Annotated in this window: 11 protein-coding genes; 9 read left to right on the forward strand and 2 right to left on the reverse strand. The window is 60.4% G+C overall.

The genetic code is table 11. The features are described from left to right. Positions 1 to 711: 711 nt before the first annotated feature. Complete coding sequence (gene pyrR, locus J5441_01410; protein ID MBO4933813.1) at positions 712 to 1,248, forward strand: bifunctional pyr operon transcriptional regulator/uracil phosphoribosyltransferase PyrR; 537 nt, start codon at positions 712 to 714, stop codon at positions 1,246 to 1,248. 372 nt (positions 1,249 to 1,620) lie between these two features. Beyond that, entirely contained in the window at positions 1,621 to 2,997 is a 1,377-nt protein-coding gene (locus J5441_01415) for a uracil-xanthine permease (protein MBO4933814.1), read from the forward strand. Between the two features lie 274 nt (positions 2,998 to 3,271). Here the strand turns inward: J5441_01415 and sleB are convergent, their stop codons facing one another. After that, a complete protein-coding gene (sleB, locus tag J5441_01420) occupies positions 3,272 to 3,988 on the reverse strand; it encodes a spore cortex-lytic enzyme (GenBank protein MBO4933815.1) in 717 nt (238 codons plus the stop codon). Between the two features lie 161 nt (positions 3,989 to 4,149). On the opposite strand from sleB, the gene J5441_01425 reads away from it, so the two are divergent. The 6 genes from J5441_01425 (at position 4,150) to J5441_01450 (ending at position 11,301) form a co-directional block, all read left to right on the forward strand. Beyond that, positions 4,150 to 4,308, forward strand: coding sequence for a hypothetical protein (locus tag J5441_01425; GenBank protein MBO4933816.1), 159 nt, complete (start codon positions 4,150 to 4,152; stop codon positions 4,306 to 4,308). An 83-nt stretch (positions 4,309 to 4,391) separates the two neighbouring features. After that, the gene (gene tsaA, locus J5441_01430) at positions 4,392 to 5,060 is read left to right on the forward strand and encodes a tRNA (N6-threonylcarbamoyladenosine(37)-N6)-methyltransferase TrmO (GenBank protein MBO4933817.1); all 669 of its coding nucleotides are present in this window, start codon (positions 4,392 to 4,394) and stop codon (positions 5,058 to 5,060) included. A 323-nt stretch (positions 5,061 to 5,383) separates the two neighbouring features. Then, positions 5,384 to 6,271, forward strand: a complete 888-nt coding sequence (locus J5441_01435; GenBank protein MBO4933818.1) for a hypothetical protein — start codon at positions 5,384 to 5,386, stop codon at positions 6,269 to 6,271. Between the two features lie 546 nt (positions 6,272 to 6,817). Then, positions 6,818 to 7,669: a DUF1295 domain-containing protein gene (locus J5441_01440; protein MBO4933819.1), complete on the forward strand. Its 852-nt coding sequence runs from the start codon at positions 6,818 to 6,820 to the stop codon at positions 7,667 to 7,669. Positions 7,670 to 8,025: 356 nt separating this feature from the next. Then, on the forward strand, positions 8,026 to 8,781 hold the full coding sequence (locus J5441_01445; protein ID MBO4933820.1) for an NAD-dependent protein deacylase: 756 nt from the start codon (positions 8,026 to 8,028) through the stop codon (positions 8,779 to 8,781). A gap of 774 nt (positions 8,782 to 9,555) precedes the next feature. Further along, entirely contained in the window at positions 9,556 to 11,301 is a 1,746-nt protein-coding gene (locus J5441_01450; protein MBO4933821.1) for an ATP-binding protein, read from the forward strand. A 389-nt stretch (positions 11,302 to 11,690) separates the two neighbouring features. On the opposite strand, the gene J5441_01455 is transcribed toward J5441_01450, so the two are convergent. Further along, a complete protein-coding gene (locus tag J5441_01455) occupies positions 11,691 to 12,911 on the reverse strand; it encodes a tyrosine--tRNA ligase (protein MBO4933822.1) in 1,221 nt (406 codons plus the stop codon). A 1,014-nt stretch (positions 12,912 to 13,925) separates the two neighbouring features. Here J5441_01455 and J5441_01460 point away from each other — a divergent pair. Beyond that, positions 13,926 to 15,761 (forward strand): choice-of-anchor J domain-containing protein, encoded by a 1,836-nt coding sequence (locus J5441_01460; GenBank protein MBO4933823.1) that lies wholly within the window; start codon positions 13,926 to 13,928, stop codon positions 15,759 to 15,761. The last annotated feature ends 179 nt before the right edge of the window (positions 15,762 to 15,940 follow it).

Genomic DNA, 15,940 nt, shown 5'->3' on the forward strand with positions numbered 1-15,940 from the left:
CTCCGCGATAGTGATATTGCGGCTTCGCCGCAGTGATATTGACGCTTCGCGTCAGTTAAGGAGCAAATTGCCTGCGGCAATTTGAATTATCCTTACGCAGAGCGTTTGTCATCCTGAGCGGAGCGATGCGAAGCATCGCGCCCGTAGGGACGAGCATTGCTCGTCCGGGGATTGACGCGCAACGCCGCGTTTCTGTCATCCTGAGCGAAGCGGCTGAAAGCCGCGCAGTCGAAGGATCTCACGTTGTCCTTTGTCATCCTGAGCGAAGCGGCGGAACGCCGCGCAGTCGAAGGATCTTAAAGACGAGCTTTCCTTTTCAGCGGAACTCCGCGAAAGAAAACGAAGCGTAACCCCCGTTTCCGACTGCGCACTTTCCCGATAACACGACCGTTACCGACAAGATCCTTCGACTCCGCAGACTTCGTCTGCTTCGCTCAGGATGACAACGTATGCAAACGGCTGCGAAAGGTGTGGGGTCCCTCGCTTCGCTCGGGATGACAGACTCTTTTCGCCGATTTTTCCCAAAAAACGCAAAAAACTTCTTGACAACGCTTTTTCGCGGTGTTATACTCTAACCGTAAACGAGCGCAAGCTCCATAAAACGAACACAAACGATGCTTCTTTAAGCGGGTGCAGAGACGCCGGCAAGACGCAGCGGTTACGTATGTTTGAACGCAACCTCTCCGCCTGTCGGCAGGGAGGTTTTTTCTTATGCGTGAAAAGGCGATACTTCTCGACGCGATCTCGATCGAACGCGCGCTGATGCGCGTAGCGCACCAGATCGCCGAGAAGAACGCGGATATCAAGTCCGTCTGCCTTATCGGGATAAAGACGCGCGGCGTGCCGCTTGCGGAGCGCATCGCGCTGAACATCGCGCAGATAACCGGCGCGACCCCGGACGTCGGCACGCTGGACATCACCCTCTACCGCGACGACCTGACGAGAGTCGCGGATTCGCCCATAGTGCGCGATCCGCAGATACCCTTCTCGGTCGAGGATAAGACGGTCGTCCTCTGCGACGACGTCATCTACACCGGCCGCACGATACGCGCGGCGATGGACGCGGTCATGGACGCCGGCCGTCCGGCGCGGATACAGCTTTTCGAGCTGATAGACCGCGGCCACCGCGAGCTGCCGATACGCCCCGACTTCGTCGGCAAGAACGTCCCGACCTCGCAGGCGGAGGTAATCACCGTCCGCCTCCGCGAGACCGACGGCGAGACCTGCGTGAAGCTGCTGGAGAGATAAGCAGACCTCTGTCATTCCGAGGAGGTGGCTGTGAAACCGCCGCCGACGAGGAATCCCACACGATTTGCAGCTGTTTGCATAGCTGTCATCCTGAGCGGAGCAGACGAAGTCTGCGAAGTCGAAGGATCTTGTCGGAAACGGGTGTGTGAAAGGAAAAGTGTGCGGCGGAAAACGGGTTTTGCGTTTCGCTTTCTTACGCGGCGCTTCGCCGAAAGGGAAATCTCGTCTTTAAGATTCTTCGGCTCGCTTCGCTCGCTCAGAATGACAAACGCCCCAAGGCGCTTCGTGATAACAAAACACACGTCGTATATCTTTGCGGAAAAAGCCGCGTGATATAGAAAAATCAAAAATAAAAAAACGGAGGACAAAACTATGAATCTGACTTACCAAGTCAAAGACAAGCCCGGGTTCGGCAAAACGCTGATCTTCGCGCTGCAGCAGGTGCTGGCGATCCTCGCCGCCACCATCGCCGTTCCGGCAATCGTCGGCAACGGCATGTCCCAGTCCGCGGCTCTCTTCGGCGCGGGCATCGGCACTCTCGTGTACCTTTGCTTCACCAAGTTCCGCAGCCCGGTCTTCCTGGGCAGCTCCTTCGCGTTCATCGGCTCGATGTTCGCGGCCTTCGGCGGAGCGGCTTCCGCGGCCGCCGGCTACGTCGGTCTCATCATCGGCGCGGCCTTCGCCGGTCTCGTCTACGTCGTCATCGCTCTGGTAGTCAAGTTCGCGGGCGTCAAGTGGATCAACAAGCTCATGCCCGCGGTCGTCATCGGCCCCACCGTTTCGATAATCGGCCTTTCGCTCGCCGGCAACGCCGTCGGCGATCTGCAGGTCGGCAAGGTCATGGTTGACGGCGCTTCCGTCGCCAGCCCCTACATCTGCATCCTCTGCGGACTGATCACCCTCTTCACCGTCGTGCTCTGCTCGGTCTACGGCAAGAAGATGGGCAAGCTCATCCCCTTCATCATCGGCATCGTCGCCGGCTACATCGCCGCCACGATCTTCACCCTCATCGGCAACGCCACCGGCAACGACCTGCTGAAAGTCATCAACTTTGACGCGTTCAAGGATCTGACCGTCTTCGCGGTTCCGGATTTCACCTTCCTCAAGTTCTCTGAGGGAATCAAGGCCATTGACGGCAGCTACATCGCCACCCTCGCGGTCGCTTACGTCCCGGTCGCGTTCGTCGTCTTCGCCGAGCACATCGCGGACCACAAGAACCTTTCCTCCGTCATCGGCAGCGACCTGCTTGAGGATCCGGGCCTCCACAGAACCCTCCTCGGCGACGGCGTCGGCTCCGTCGCGGGCGCGATCTTCGGCGGCTGCCCGAACACCACCTACGGCGAATCCGTCGGCTGCGTCGCCATCACCGGCAACGCCTCCGTCGTCACCATCTTCACCACGGCGATCATGTGCCTGGTCATCAGCTTCTTCGGACCGTTCGTGACCTTCCTCGCCTCCATCCCGAACTGCGTAATGGGCGGCGTCTGCATCACGCTCTACGGCTTCATCGCGGTCAGCGGACTTAAGATGATCCAGAAGGTCGACCTGAACCAGAACGGCAACCTCTTCACCGTCGCGGTCATCCTCATCTGCGGCATCGGCGGCCTCTCGATCACCTTCGGCAAGGTCACCCTCACCGCCATCGCCTGCGCGCTGATCCTCGGCATCATCACCAACCTCCTCGTCAGCAAGAGAACCACCAACGCTCCCGAGTTTGAAGAGAAGGCCGAAGAGAAGATCGAACAGTAATTTTCAACCGGAAGAGCAACCGGTAAACAGAATAAAAAAAGGACGCCCTAAAGGGCGTCCTTTTTTGCTGCCGCGCTGCGTGTTCTGTCATTCCGAGCGCAGCGAGGAATCTCCTTCCCTTTGCAGCCGTCTGCTTTCGGTGTGGGATCCTTCGCTGCGCTCAGGATGACAGCTTTGCTGTCAGTTTACGGTTTACGGTTATGATCGCCCTTCGGGCGAGTTATGAGTTCGCCGGAGGCGAACGCTTTTCCTTAAACGCGGGCGAAGCCCCGCGCTACATGCAAAAGACGTGATCTCCTATCGTACATATCACCGGTCTTGAACGTATCCACCTGCTCGTGGCGGTCTTCGGATTGTAGTAATATATCGCGCCGCCGGAGGGATCGACGCCGTTGATCGCGTCCTTCGCCGCGCGGTAAGCCGAAGCCGCCGGCGCCATATTGATTTGCCCGTCGTTTACGCAGCTGAACGCTCCCGCCTGATAGACGACTCCGCTGACGCTGTTGGGGAAGGAGGGGTGCCGCACGCGGTTGAGCACCACCGCGCCGACGGCTACCTGCCCGGAATAGGGCTCGCCCCGCGCCTCCGCGGAAATGACCCGCGCCAGCAGCTCGTAGTCCGCGGCGCCGTAGCCGCCGTATCCGCCGGCGGCGGACGCCGAGCCGCCCGCGCTCCCGCTTGAAATGCCCATCGCCGCGAGTGTCTTCGGGCCGGCGACGCCGTCGACCGTCAGCCCGTTTTTGCGCTGAAAGTATTTGACCGCCTCGTAGGTCTTCGGCCCGTAAACGCCGTCGACCGCGCCGTCGTAATAGCCCCAGCGTTTCAGCTTCTCCTGTATCTTAGTGACCTCGCTTCCGCGTGAGCCGTAGCGCGACAGCGCCGCCGCGCCGAACGCCGCTCCCACCGCGAAGGCGAGCAGCACCCCCGCCGCGACGAGCCTTATCAGGTGCTTTTTCAGCTCGCGGCGTGCGTTTTCGTTGATATTCTTCATAGGTTGCGCCTCCGTTGCGTTTTATACGGAACTATTTTGCCGCCGGCGGCGAAGATTATTCTCAAAACAGGCGAAAAAAGGGTTGACATCGCGCCCGCGATAGTGCATAATATATACGTAATGAAGCGCGTATGCGCGAATGAGTCGAAGGAGGCGTTATTATGAAAGAGAAGAGCAGCAAGACCGGGTGGATAGTCGGAGGTATATGCGCCTTCCTCCTCGCGTGCGCGGCGGCGGCTTTCTTCATCTACCACTCCGTGCAGGAGCGGCAGCGTATGGAAAGATGGCGCCACTACGACGACAAATATCTTGACGACTGATCCTCGTTGATGCAAAGCGGCTCCCTGCGCGTGAAAGGCAGGGAGCCGTCGTTTTACCGTTACGGTTTCGGAGGGCGTGGCTTATGGAGTTCAGAATCGTTGCGCGGCTGCGCGGGGACTTTCCGGAAAAGTTCGGAGTTCCGCGCCAGAGCGGGCTCGCGAAGACGCTTTCGCGCGTCGTTTTCGAGCCGGAGTTCCGCGACGCTAACGCGCTGCGCGGCATAGAGGAGTATTCGCACCTCTGGCTGCTCTGGCTTTTCGACGGCGTCGGGGAGGAGTACAGCCCCACCGTCCGCCCGCCGCGGCTCGGCGGGAACAGGCGCGTCGGTGTCTTCGCCACGCGCTCGCCGTTTCGCCCCAATCCGATCGGGCTTTCGCTCGTGCGGCTCGTGAAGGTCGGGAAGGAGAACGGCCTCGGCACGGTGCTCACCGTCGAGGGCGCGGATATGACCGACGGCACGGCGATCGTCGATATAAAGCCGTACCTGCCTTACGCCGACTGCGCTCCGCACGCCGAAGGGGGCTTCGGCGAGGCGCTGAAGGGCGCGAAGCTCAGCGTGGAGATCCCGCCTTCGGAGGCGGCGAAGCTGCCGCCGGAGAAGCTCGCGGCGCTCGTTTCCGCGCTGGAGCAGGACCCCCGTCCCGCGTATCAGGACGAGCCCGGCCGCGTCTACGGCCTATCCTACGCCGGCAGGCAGGTGAAGTTCACAGTCGCGGGCGGAAAAGCGACGGTGCTGAGTATCGGCGAATGACCGGCCTTCGCTTCGGGACGGCCCGTCCGAGCGGCCGGAAACGGCGTTTTTGCCGTGCAAAAAGGCGGTTTTTTCACTGCTAAGGGCGTTTTTTTCGCCGGAAAAGCGGATCTGCGGAAAAACGGCTGTAACCTTTGCACCTGTGGAAAAAGATATTTCTGTTATAATATAACGCTTTACAAGAATAAGTTACAAAATAGTTACAAAAAAGTTACAAAATCGGTTGACTTTGTAACTTTTTGTGCTATAATAGCCTCATAGCGGCCGGGAGGACCGGCTGTAAATCCGGCGCCGGAGTGCGCCGCTGAAATGAGGCTTTCCGAATGAAAAGACTTCTGACCGTGCTCGTCGCGGCAGCTATATTGCTCACCATCGTTTTCACAACGTCCGGATGCGCGGCCGAGGGACTTCACCTCGGGCAGGCGTCCATCGTGACGACCTCCACCACCTTCAAAACCGCGCCGGATCCCGACTCCGCGTCGAGCGAGCCGGAGCCGTCCTCCTCCGAGGAGAGCGGCGAAGCGGAGGGCGAGCCCGCATCCTCCGGCGACTCCTCCGGCGAAGGCTCGGACGAAAGCAGTGAAGAAAGCAGCGAGCCCGAGCCCGCGAAGCCCGCTTTTGAAGGCGGCAGCGTCGGCGTGAACGTGCTTACCGCTTCCATCACCATCGACAAAGAAAACATTATCCGTTCGCTGAAGCTCGACAAATACGAGCTTTCCGTCGAGGTCGACGAAAACGGCTACCTTGTCGGCGATATTTCCACCGACGGCGTCAAGAGCGCCAAGGAAATGGGCTACGACTACGGCATGAAGTCCTCCAGCAAGCTTTCGCTCGAATGGTTCGAGCAGGTGGAGAACTTCGAGAAGTGGGCGGTCGGCAAGAAGGTCAGCGAGCTGCTGAACATGAAGACCGTCTATATCGACGAAACGCGCCCCAGTGTGCCGGGCGAGCCGGATCTGAACGTTTCCGTCTCCATCTCCGTCGGCGATTTCCTCAAGGTGATCAAGCTGGCGGCGATCAACGCCGGCTGGGATCCCTCAAGCGACCGCCTCGCCGAGTCCTCCGAGGAGGAGGAAGTGACCTACAGCAGCTTCTTCGAGAGCGATTCCGGTTCCTCCGGCTCCGGCGAGCGTGAGGACGAAGCGCCGGTCAGCAGCGTCGTTGAAGGCGACGGCAGCGGCGAAAGCGCCGACGCCGGCAGCAGTAATTAACGTCAGGTAAAAAAATCCCTTCCGCGAGGAAGGGATTTTTGATAAGCGCCGGACAGTCGCGATCGGCGGGGATAAGCCGCAAAAGCGAATATCGAAATAACGAAGCCGCTTCCCGCCGGAAGCGGCTTCGATGCGTTCAAAGCCACCGCGTCCGGCAGGCGCGGGCGTGAAATATAAAGAAACATTCGCCGCGGTGTTGCATTCCGTCGGTTTTTCTGTTAAAATATGATAAAAGGTGCGAGAATGCGCGGACGAGCAATGCTCGTCCCTACGGGCGCGATGCTTCGCATCGCTCCGCTCAGGATGACAAACGCTCTGCGTAATGATAATTCAAATTGCCGCAGGCAATTTGCTCCTTAACTGACGCGCAGCGTCAATATCACTGCGGCGAAGCCGCAATATCACTGTCGCGGAGCGATAATATCACTGACGCGAAGCGTCAATATCACTGCGAACGCCCCGCGTTCGCCCGGGGGATTCCTCGTCGGAGGCGTTGCCTCCTCCTCGGAATGACAAAAAAACACCCCCGGTCAAGGAGGTCGGCTTATGAAAAAGCTCAAATCATCGCCCGCGGCGAGTTTCGCCGCCGTTGCGCTCATATACGTTATCGCCGGCGCGGCCGGCTTCGCGGTCTACGGCGCGTTCGACGCCGACTGGCGGGTGAAGCTGCTGGCTGCGGACGTCGCGGCGACGGTCGTTACCTTCGCTTTCAGCGTTCTGCTGAAGAACGCCTCGGTCTATGATCCCTACTGGAGCGTTCAGCCGATAGTGATATGCGCCGCGTACGCGTTCCCGCGGCGGCTGACGCTGCTTTCGGCGCTGCTGCTTCTGGCAGTTTGCGTCTGGGGACTGCGCCTGACCTGGAACTGGGCGCTGAACTTCGGCTCGCTCGAGCGCGAGGACTGGCGCTACGTCATGCTCCGCGAAAAGACGGGGCGGTTTTATCCGATAATAAACTTCGTCGGTATACACATGGTGCCGACGCTGGTCGTCTACGGCTGCGTCCTGCCCGCCGCGACCGCGATACGCGACGGCGCGGAGGCGAACTTCTGGAGCGTCGCGGCGGTCTGCGTCTGCTTCGGCGCGGCGGCGCTGCAGGGGATAGCGGATATCCAGATGCGCGGCTACCGCGCGGAGCGCGACGCGCCCTTCTGCCGCCGCGGACTGTGGAAATATTCGCGCCACCCGAACTACCTCGGCGAGCTGCTGATGTGGTGGGGTATCGCGCTTTCCGTCTTCGCCGTATACACGAACTGGTGGCTGCTGCTCGGCGCCGCCGCGAACACCGCGCTTTTCCTGCTCGTCAGCATCCCGATGGCGGACGGCAGGCAGGCGAAGAAAGAGGGCTTCGCGGAGTACAAGGAGCAGACGCGTATGCTGCTTCCTGTGAAGAAATGACGCCGCGTTGCCTTGGCTCCCTCTGAGGAGGTAGCGAAGCGGAGGGCGCGGTAGTGAATGACAGCCCGGTGGGCTGTCAGAGCCGCGACCTGACCGAGCCCGCAGGCGAGACGCTGGATTGCCGGAGCAACGCGACGGCAAGACTGAGGGAGAGATAACGCCAATATGCGTTCAGAAGCGGCTTCGTGCCGCAGACGCCGAGTTATCTTTTCCGCGTCTCCGGCTCAACGCATATACATAAGGAGGGTCATCGTTATCTCTCCCTCCGTCTCGGCGACAAGTCGCCGATCCACCTCCCTCCTCAGAGGGAGGCAAGACCGCCTCCGGCGGCGCTGAAACGAGGTAAACCTATGTCAATGACGCTTGACGAAAAAATCGCGAAGCTGCAGAGCTTCATCGACTCCGCGCGGAGCGCCGTGTTCTTCGGCGGCGCGGGGGTGTCGACCGAGAGCGGCGTGCCGGATTTCCGCAGCAAGGACGGGCTTTACAACGTCCGCGACGTGCGGTTCGACGGCTACCGCCCCGAATACCTGCTCAGCCACACCTGCCTCGTGCGCGAGCCGGAGGTCTTTTTCGAGTTCTACCGGCAGAAGATGGACGCGCGCGGCGTTCAGCCCAACGCCGCCCACATGAAGCTCGCGGAGCTGGAGCGCGCCGGAAAGCTCGCCGCCGTCGTCACCCAGAACATCGACGGCCTGCATCAGAAGGCGGGCAGCGTCAACGTCTTCGAGATACACGGCACGACTCGGCGCAACTACTGTATGCGCTGCGGAAAGCCTTTCCCCGCGGACTTCATCTACGACTGCGCGGAGCCGGTGCCGCATTGCGACTGCGGCGGCATCGTCCGCTGCGACGTGACGCTTTACGAGGAGCCGCTGCCGGACGACGCCGTGCGCGGCGCCGTTTCCGCGATAGCGAACGCCGACCTGCTGATAATCGGCGGCACCTCGCTGACGGTGTATCCCGCGGCGAGCTACGTCCGCTATTTCCGCGGCGACCGCCTCGTTATAATCAACAAGGAGCACCTGCCGTACCCGCTCGATCCGGTAAAGGACCTTGAGATAAACGCGCCGATAGGGAAGGTGTTGTCTCACCTGACGGTGAGACAGTGAAATTGCCGCCCAAGGCGGCCTTGGCTCCCTCTGGGAGGGAGCTGGCAAACGCGACTGCAAGGAGCGTTTGACTGAGGGAGAGAAAAACGTTCGCCTCCGGCGAACTCATAACTCGCCCGAAGGGCGATCATAACTGTAAACTGTAAACTGACGGTATCGCTGTCATCCCGAGGGCGAAGCCCGAAGGATCCCACACCGGGAGCAGACGACTGCAAAGGGAGGGGGATTCCTCGTCGGCGCGTTCGCGGCGCTCGGAATGACAGAACGTAAGCGCACACGTTGTCATCCTGAGCGAAGTAACGCGCGGCGTTACGAAGTCGAAGGATCTTGAAGGTAACGGTCGTGTTATCGGGAAAGTGCGCAGTCGGAAACTGAGGTTACGTTTCGCTTTCTTGCGCGGCGCTTTCGCTGAAAAGGAAAGCTCGTCTTTAAGATCCTTCGACTGCGCTCCCGTCGGTCGCTCCGCTCAGGATGACAAAGGGCGGCGCGGGTGCGAGAATGCGCGGACGAGCAATGCTCGTCCCTACGGGCGCGATGCTTCGCATCGCTCTGCTCAGGATGACAAACGCTCTGCAAAGGGAAGGGGAGCTGTCGAGAAGGGCAACGTCCTTCGAGACTGAAGGGTTGTCGGTTTCCTTAAAGCGGACTGCTTGACTGCACAACCCCTCCGTCTTTCGCCTGCGGCGAAATCCACCTCCCCTTGCACAGGGGAGGCTTCCCGCGCCCCGCGTTTGACTGCGAAATATATATCACACTCGAGAGGTGTTAATTTCTATGATCAAAAAACTTTTCCGTCAGATGCTGTTCACACAGATACTGTCCGCGATGACGGTCACGCTCTGTATGCTGATCGACAGCATAATGATCGGCCGCTTCCTCGGGGTCGACGCGATGACCGCCTACGGACTGGCGACTCCGCTGCTGCTCGTCTTCGCGGCGATCGGCAGCATGATCTCCGCCGGCGTGCAGGTCATGTGCGGCAAGACGATGGGATGCGGCGACCGCGAAGCGACCAACGGCTGCTTCACCGTTTCCGTGTTTCTGACCGCGGCGATATCCGCCGTCGGTCTCGTGCTCGTCTTCGCCTTCACCGGTCCGGTCGCGCAGCTGCTCGGCGCGGAGCCGGGGACCAACGTCTACGAGCTGACGAAGGGCTATATGCGCGGCTTCATCATCGGCGCGCCCGGCTTTATGGCGGTGCAGATGCTGGTGCCGTATATGCAGATATCCGGCAGCCGCAGCCGCCTCGTCGCCGCGGTCATCGCGATGACCGTCGCGGATATCGCGGGCGACCTGCTGAACGTCTTCGTCGTCAGATGGAGCACCTTCGGAATGGGCCTCGCGTCCAGCCTCAGCTACTACGCGGCGCTCGCCATCGGCATCGGCTACTTCTTCAAAAAGGACTGCCTCTTCCGCTTCAAGCGCAAGCTGATAAAGGGGAGGACCTGCGCCGAGCTGCTGAAATACGGCGTGCCTACGATGATAAATCAGGTCGCGCTCGTGCTGCTCGTCTTCGTCTATAACAAGCTGCTGATCGGCACCGGAGTTTCCGCGGCCGTCGCGGCTTATTCGGTCATATCCACGGTAGGCAACATCTGCTACTGCTTCGGCGGCGGCTGCGGCTCGGTCGCGCTGATGCTCTCGGCGATATTCTACAGCGACGCCGACCGCACCTCGCTGCGCGAGCTTGTGAAAACGATGACCTTCTGGGCGGTCGCGCTCGACGTCGCGGTCATCGCCGCCTGCTGCGCGGCGGCGACTCCGATAGTCGACCTCTTCATCGAGGACGCCTCCGCGCGCGATCTCGCGGTCGCGGGCCTGCGGCTGTTCTCGCTTTCGCTGCTGCCCTGCTCGCTGAACACGACCTTCAAGAACTACTATCAGGGCATCGGCAGAAGCGGCTTCACTCAGGCGATCTCGGTGATGCAGAACTTCGCGCTCGTCGCGCTCTCGGCGTTCGTTTTCAGCCGCTTCCTCGGCGTGACGGGCATCTGGCTCGGCTACGTCAGCGGCGAAACGCTGACCTGGCTTGTCGTCTGCGCCGTCGTCTTCATCAGGAATAAGAAATTCGCCGTGAACGCGGACGCGTTCTCGCTGCTCCCCGCCGACTTCGGCGCGAAGGAGGGCGAGAGCATGGAGGCGGTCGTGACGAACGACGCCGACGCCGTGGAGGCTTCGCGCCTGGCGGCCGAGTTCTGCCGCGCCAACGGGCGCAGCCCGAAGCAGAGCAGCCACATCGCCCTCTGCATAGAGGAGATGGCGGAGAACATCGTCAAGCACGGCTTCCGCAAGAGCGGCGGCCGCGACTGCCGCATCGACGTGCGCCTCACGATCCGCGGCGACGACTGCATCATCCGTCTGCGCGACAACTGCGTCAATTTCGACCCCGTCAAGTATATGGAGCTCCACCGCGACGACGATCCCTTCTCACACATCGGCATCCGCATGGTAATGAAGACGGTCAAGGACGCCAACTACGTCAACTCGCTCGGACTCAACAACCTGCGTCTGGTGGTGTAAAGCGGGTCTCTCCGGCGCGTTCTGTCATTCCGAGGAGGCGAAGCCGACGAGGAATCCCCCGTCTTTCGCAGACGGCTGCGCTTCTGTCATCCTGAGGGCGAAGTCCGAAGGATCTCACGCAGCGCAGCGGGCGGTCTGTCATCCTGAGCGAAGCGACCAACGGGAGCGAAGCCGAAGGATCTTAAAGACGAGGTCGTGTCAAAAATAAAAGTGTGTATCCGGAGCAGCCGTTAACGCTCATACTCCGAATACACACTTTTTCTTTTGTTATGCCGTTACCTTCAGGATCCTTCGACTTCGTGACGCTGACGCGTCACTTCGCTCAGGATGACGTACGTTCTGCTGACGGTGGGGGATCCTTCGGCGCATTGCGCCTCAGGATGACAGGCCTAAAGCGTGAACCTGTGATAGACCTTCTTGCCCTTGCGCATCTTCACGCCGTCGGCGAGGCGTTCCTTCGCGATCGTTTCGGCGAAGGAGGCGACCTTTTCGCCGTCGACGGTGACGCCGCCCTGCTCGATGGTGCGGCGGGCGTCGCTCCTGCTGGTCGCGAGGCCGCCGAGGAGCATCAGGTCCACGACTCCTATCGCGCCGTCGGTGAAGGCGTCCTCGGGCACGGAGGTGGTGGGCATATTCGCGTCGTCGCCTTCACCGGAGAAGAGCGCCTTCGCGGTGGCTTCCGCCTTCTTCGCCTCCTCCTCGCCGTGGACGAGGGCGGTCAGCTCGTAGGCGAGCACTTCCTTCTTCTCGTTGACGCGGGAGGCGTCCCACTTATCCATCTCGGCGATCCTGTCGAGCGGGATGAAGGTCAGCATGCGGATGCACTTCATTACGTCCGCGTCGTCGACGTTGCGCCAGTACTGGTAAAACTCGAAGGGGCTGGTCTTGTCCGGGTCGAGCCAGACCGCGCCCTTCGCGGATTTGCCCATCTTCTTGCCCTCGCTGTTGAGCAGCAGGGTGATGGTCATGGCGTAGGCGTCCTTGCCGGTCTTTTTGCGGATAAGCTCGGTGCCGCCGAGCATATTGCTCCACTGGTCGTCGCCGCCGAACTGCATATTGCAGCCGTAGTGCCTGTTGAGATAATAGAAGTCGTAAGACTGCATTATCATATAGTTGAACTCGAAAAAGCTCAGTCCGCGCTCCATGCGCTGCTTGTAGCATTCGGCGCGGAGCATGTTGTTGACCGAGAAGCAGGCGCCGACCTCGCGGAGCAGGTCGATATACTTAAGGTCGAGCAGCCAGTCGGCGTTGTTGACGGCGATGGCCTTGTCCTCGCCGAACTCGATGAACTTCCCGATCTGCTTCAGGAAGCAGTCGCAGTTGTGCTTTATCGTTTCGGCGTCCATCATCGCGCGCATATCGGTGCGGCCGGTGGGGTCGCCGATGAAGCCGGTGCCGCCGCCGAGCAGGACGATGGGCTTGTTGCCGGCGAGCTGGAGGCGCTTCATCAGGCAGAGCGCCATGAAGTGCCCGACGTGGAGCGAGTCCGCGGTCGGGTCGAAGCCGATATAGAAGCGGGCGCCGCCGTTGTTGATGAGGTCGCGGATCTCCGCCTCGTCGGTGACCTGCGCGATAAGACCGCGCGCCTGCAGTTCTTCGTAGATTTTCATATTCTTTCCTCCAAAAAAGGGTGATAGCATCACAGATACACGGTATTTTACACCAAAAGGGCGGTTTTGTCAACCGCAAACGCCGATTTCGCTTGACAAAGCGGCGTTAAAAGTATATTATAGATAATGTACGAAACAAAACGTGACTGATTGAAGGCAAGGACAATACGCCTGACGGACGTCCCGACTTGCCTTTTCCCCTGTTTTCAGGTGCGAAGCAGTTTTGAGCGAGCTGATTTTGGCCCGTTCAAGGCAAAAGCGCAAGGCAATACTTTGTGTATTGCCGAGCATTTTAACGCAGAACAGGGCGGAATCAGCCGGTCAAAACCGTGTTGGTCTTGCCGTAAATCAGTCAAAATAAAAAAAGGCGAAGACGGGAAAAGAGCACCCGACAAGACGGTCGCCAGAGAGGCGGCGCGGACGAAACGTCCGGCTGGAACGCCGCCGTCCGTCCGGAAGCTCTACCGCTCCCAGCAGCCGCGGCGTTGAAGGCAGAGTAGGCGCCGCCGTACCCCTGCGTTAAAGGGCAACGAAGCGATAAATCAAGGTGGAACCGCGTGCAAACGCCCTTGACGGCGCAGTCAAACTGCGCGCGTCGGGGGCGTTGTTTTGTTTGAGGGAAACGGAGCCCGCCTGCCTCCCCTGTGCAAGGGGAGGTGGCAGGCGCGACCGCAGGGAGCGACTGACGGAGGGGTTGTGCTCGCGAAGCGAGCTCATAACTGCCGTCGTAGGCGGCATCATACTTCTAAACTGTAAACTGATTGAGTTTAGATGACGCCGTTGGCGTCAGTTCAGAGTTATGATCGCGCTTCGCGCGAGTTATGAGTTCGCCTTCGGCGAACGCTGCGCCGCCTTGCGGCGGCGACAACCCCTCAGTCTCGGACGGCGTGGCCGCCGCCCTCGCCAGCTACCCTTACACAGGGGAGCCCGGACGAGCAATGCTCGTCCCTACGCCGACGCCCGTCGCTCCCCCAAACAATCCCCGTAAACTTAACATAAAAGGAGCAACACACCATGAAAAAACGCGTTCTTTCCGCACTCCTCACACTCGCGCTCGTCCTCGCGCTCGTGCCGGCGTTCGCCGCGCTTCCCGCGGCGGCGGGGACGAACGATGCCGTCGAGCGCCGGACGGTGCTCTACTCCACCTCCTTCGAGGAGGACCCCTTCACTTCGCACGCCTGGGGCAATTTCGACATCGATCAGGATAATCACTACTGGCTGTATCATCACAACCCCGCCGGCGGCGACTATTTCCACACCGGCACCGGCTCGGTGATGTCATACTCCTACGACTTCACCTACAACAAGCCGCTCTCCCCGAATAACTGGCTCAGCTCCGGCTACGTCGACATACCCTACGAGGGCGTGACGACCGTGAGCTTCTGGGTGAGGGGCACGTCGTCCAACACCTCCGAGGAATTCAGGATTTGCTACGTCGACGAGGAGGAAGGCGGCGCGCCGACCGTCATCGCCGAGGGCACGGCGACGACCTCGTGGCAGAAGTTCTCCGCCGACGTGACCGAATTCAAGGGCAGGACGGTATACTTCGTAATCTCCCACGTCACCCCCTACAGTCCCTATAACGACGGACGCCTCCTCCTCGACGATTTCGAGGTCGAGAACGTCGTGACGGAGAACGTCCTGCTCTCCGAAGACTTCGAGACAGACCCGTTCCAGCGCGGCTGGCAGCAGACCGATATGGACAAAGACGGGCACGTCTGGGAGTTCAAAGGCAACTATACGCCGAAAGCGCACGGCGGCTCCGGCGCGGTGTTTTCCGAGTCTTACGGCAGAAACCCCGACGGACCGCTCAACACGCGCAACTGGCTGTGGACTCCCGCCGTCACTATTCCGGATATTGGCATGACCACGCTGCGCTTCTGGGCGCGCGGCTACAGCAACAACAACTTCCGCGAAGAGTTCAGGATAGTTTACCTCGAATACAACACAGCCCAGACCTACTATCTGGACAGCAAGTCCACCGTCACGACCGGGGAATGGAAGGAGTATGCCTTCGACGTATCCTCGCTCGCCGGCAGGAAGGTCTATCTGATTATCGAGCACTACAACAAAAAAGCGCAGTATCAGCTCCTGCTGGACGACCTTTCGATAGTCAACGCGCCCGATCCGTATGAGATATACGCCTTCGATTTCGAGACGGATCCCTTCGATAACGACTGGACGCGGCATGATATGGACGGCGACGGCCTCAACTGGTTCTACGCCAACCCCGCGGGCACACTCGCCGACAGCCCGCTTTCGCACGGCGGAACCGGCGCGGTCTGCTCCGAATCCTACTATGACGGCCACGATCTGACGCCGAACAACTGGCTCGTCACCCCGTATATATTCGTGCCCGCCGAGGGCGAAACGACCGTTTCGTTCTGGGCGCGCGGCTCAAACGCGACCGACTTCGCCGAGAGTTTCACCGTCAGCTATATCCGCTACGGCGAATCGGTCCCGACGCTGCTGAGCGGGAAGATGACGACCGTGAACGAGTGGCGGAAGTTCACCGTCGCCCTGCCCGAGAGGCTGAACGGCAAGTGGCTCAGAATATGCGTCTCCCACGCCGACACGACGGGTATGTTACGCCTGTACCTCGACGATTTCTCCGTCCGCTGCGTACCGCCGGCGAAGCCGGACGTTACGAAGGGCGATATGGACGGGGACGGCGAGATCACCGTCGCGGACGCGCTCGCCGCGCTCCGCATCGCCGCGAAGCTCGCGGAGGAGACTGACGAGGCGATCGCGATCGGCGATATCGACGGCGATAACGCGATCACCGTTTCCGACGCGCTGGCGATCCTCCGCGTCGCCGCCAAGCTCGCGGACGAAAGCAGTCTGGCGTAACGCGAAGCGCCGCGTTCGTGTCATCCCGAGCGAGCCGGAGCGCCGCGTTCGTGTCATCCTGAGCGAAGGCGAAGCCGGAGCCGAAGGATCTCACGCCGTCGTCTGAATTCCGAGCAAAGCGAGGAATCTCACGCTGAACATAAGCTTTGTTATCGTTTCGGATACTTCGGGCTTCGCCC

It is taken from the genome of Clostridia bacterium (assembly GCA_017620395.1).
Taxonomy (GTDB): Bacteria; Bacillota; Clostridia; order Oscillospirales; family RGIG8002; genus RGIG8002.

Excerpts from the sequence above, each read along its gene's own strand:
- pyrR (MBO4933813.1), top strand. The coding sequence starts at position 712 with ATGCGTGAAAAGGCGATACTTCTCGACGCGATCTCGATCGAACGCGCG.
- J5441_01415 (MBO4933814.1), top strand. The coding sequence starts at position 1,621 with ATGAATCTGACTTACCAAGTCAAAGACAAGCCCGGGTTCGGCAAAACG.
- sleB (MBO4933815.1), bottom strand. The coding sequence starts at position 3,988 with ATGAAGAATATCAACGAAAACGCACGCCGCGAGCTGAAAAAGCACCTG.
- J5441_01425 (MBO4933816.1), top strand. The coding sequence starts at position 4,150 with ATGAAAGAGAAGAGCAGCAAGACCGGGTGGATAGTCGGAGGTATATGC.
- tsaA (MBO4933817.1), top strand. The coding sequence starts at position 4,392 with ATGGAGTTCAGAATCGTTGCGCGGCTGCGCGGGGACTTTCCGGAAAAG.
- J5441_01435 (MBO4933818.1), top strand. The coding sequence starts at position 5,384 with ATGAAAAGACTTCTGACCGTGCTCGTCGCGGCAGCTATATTGCTCACC.
- J5441_01440 (MBO4933819.1), top strand. The coding sequence starts at position 6,818 with ATGAAAAAGCTCAAATCATCGCCCGCGGCGAGTTTCGCCGCCGTTGCG.
- J5441_01445 (MBO4933820.1), top strand. The coding sequence starts at position 8,026 with ATGACGCTTGACGAAAAAATCGCGAAGCTGCAGAGCTTCATCGACTCC.
- J5441_01450 (MBO4933821.1), top strand. The coding sequence starts at position 9,556 with ATGATCAAAAAACTTTTCCGTCAGATGCTGTTCACACAGATACTGTCC.
- J5441_01455 (MBO4933822.1), bottom strand. The coding sequence starts at position 12,911 with ATGAAAATCTACGAAGAACTGCAGGCGCGCGGTCTTATCGCGCAGGTC.
- J5441_01460 (MBO4933823.1), top strand. The coding sequence starts at position 13,926 with ATGAAAAAACGCGTTCTTTCCGCACTCCTCACACTCGCGCTCGTCCTC.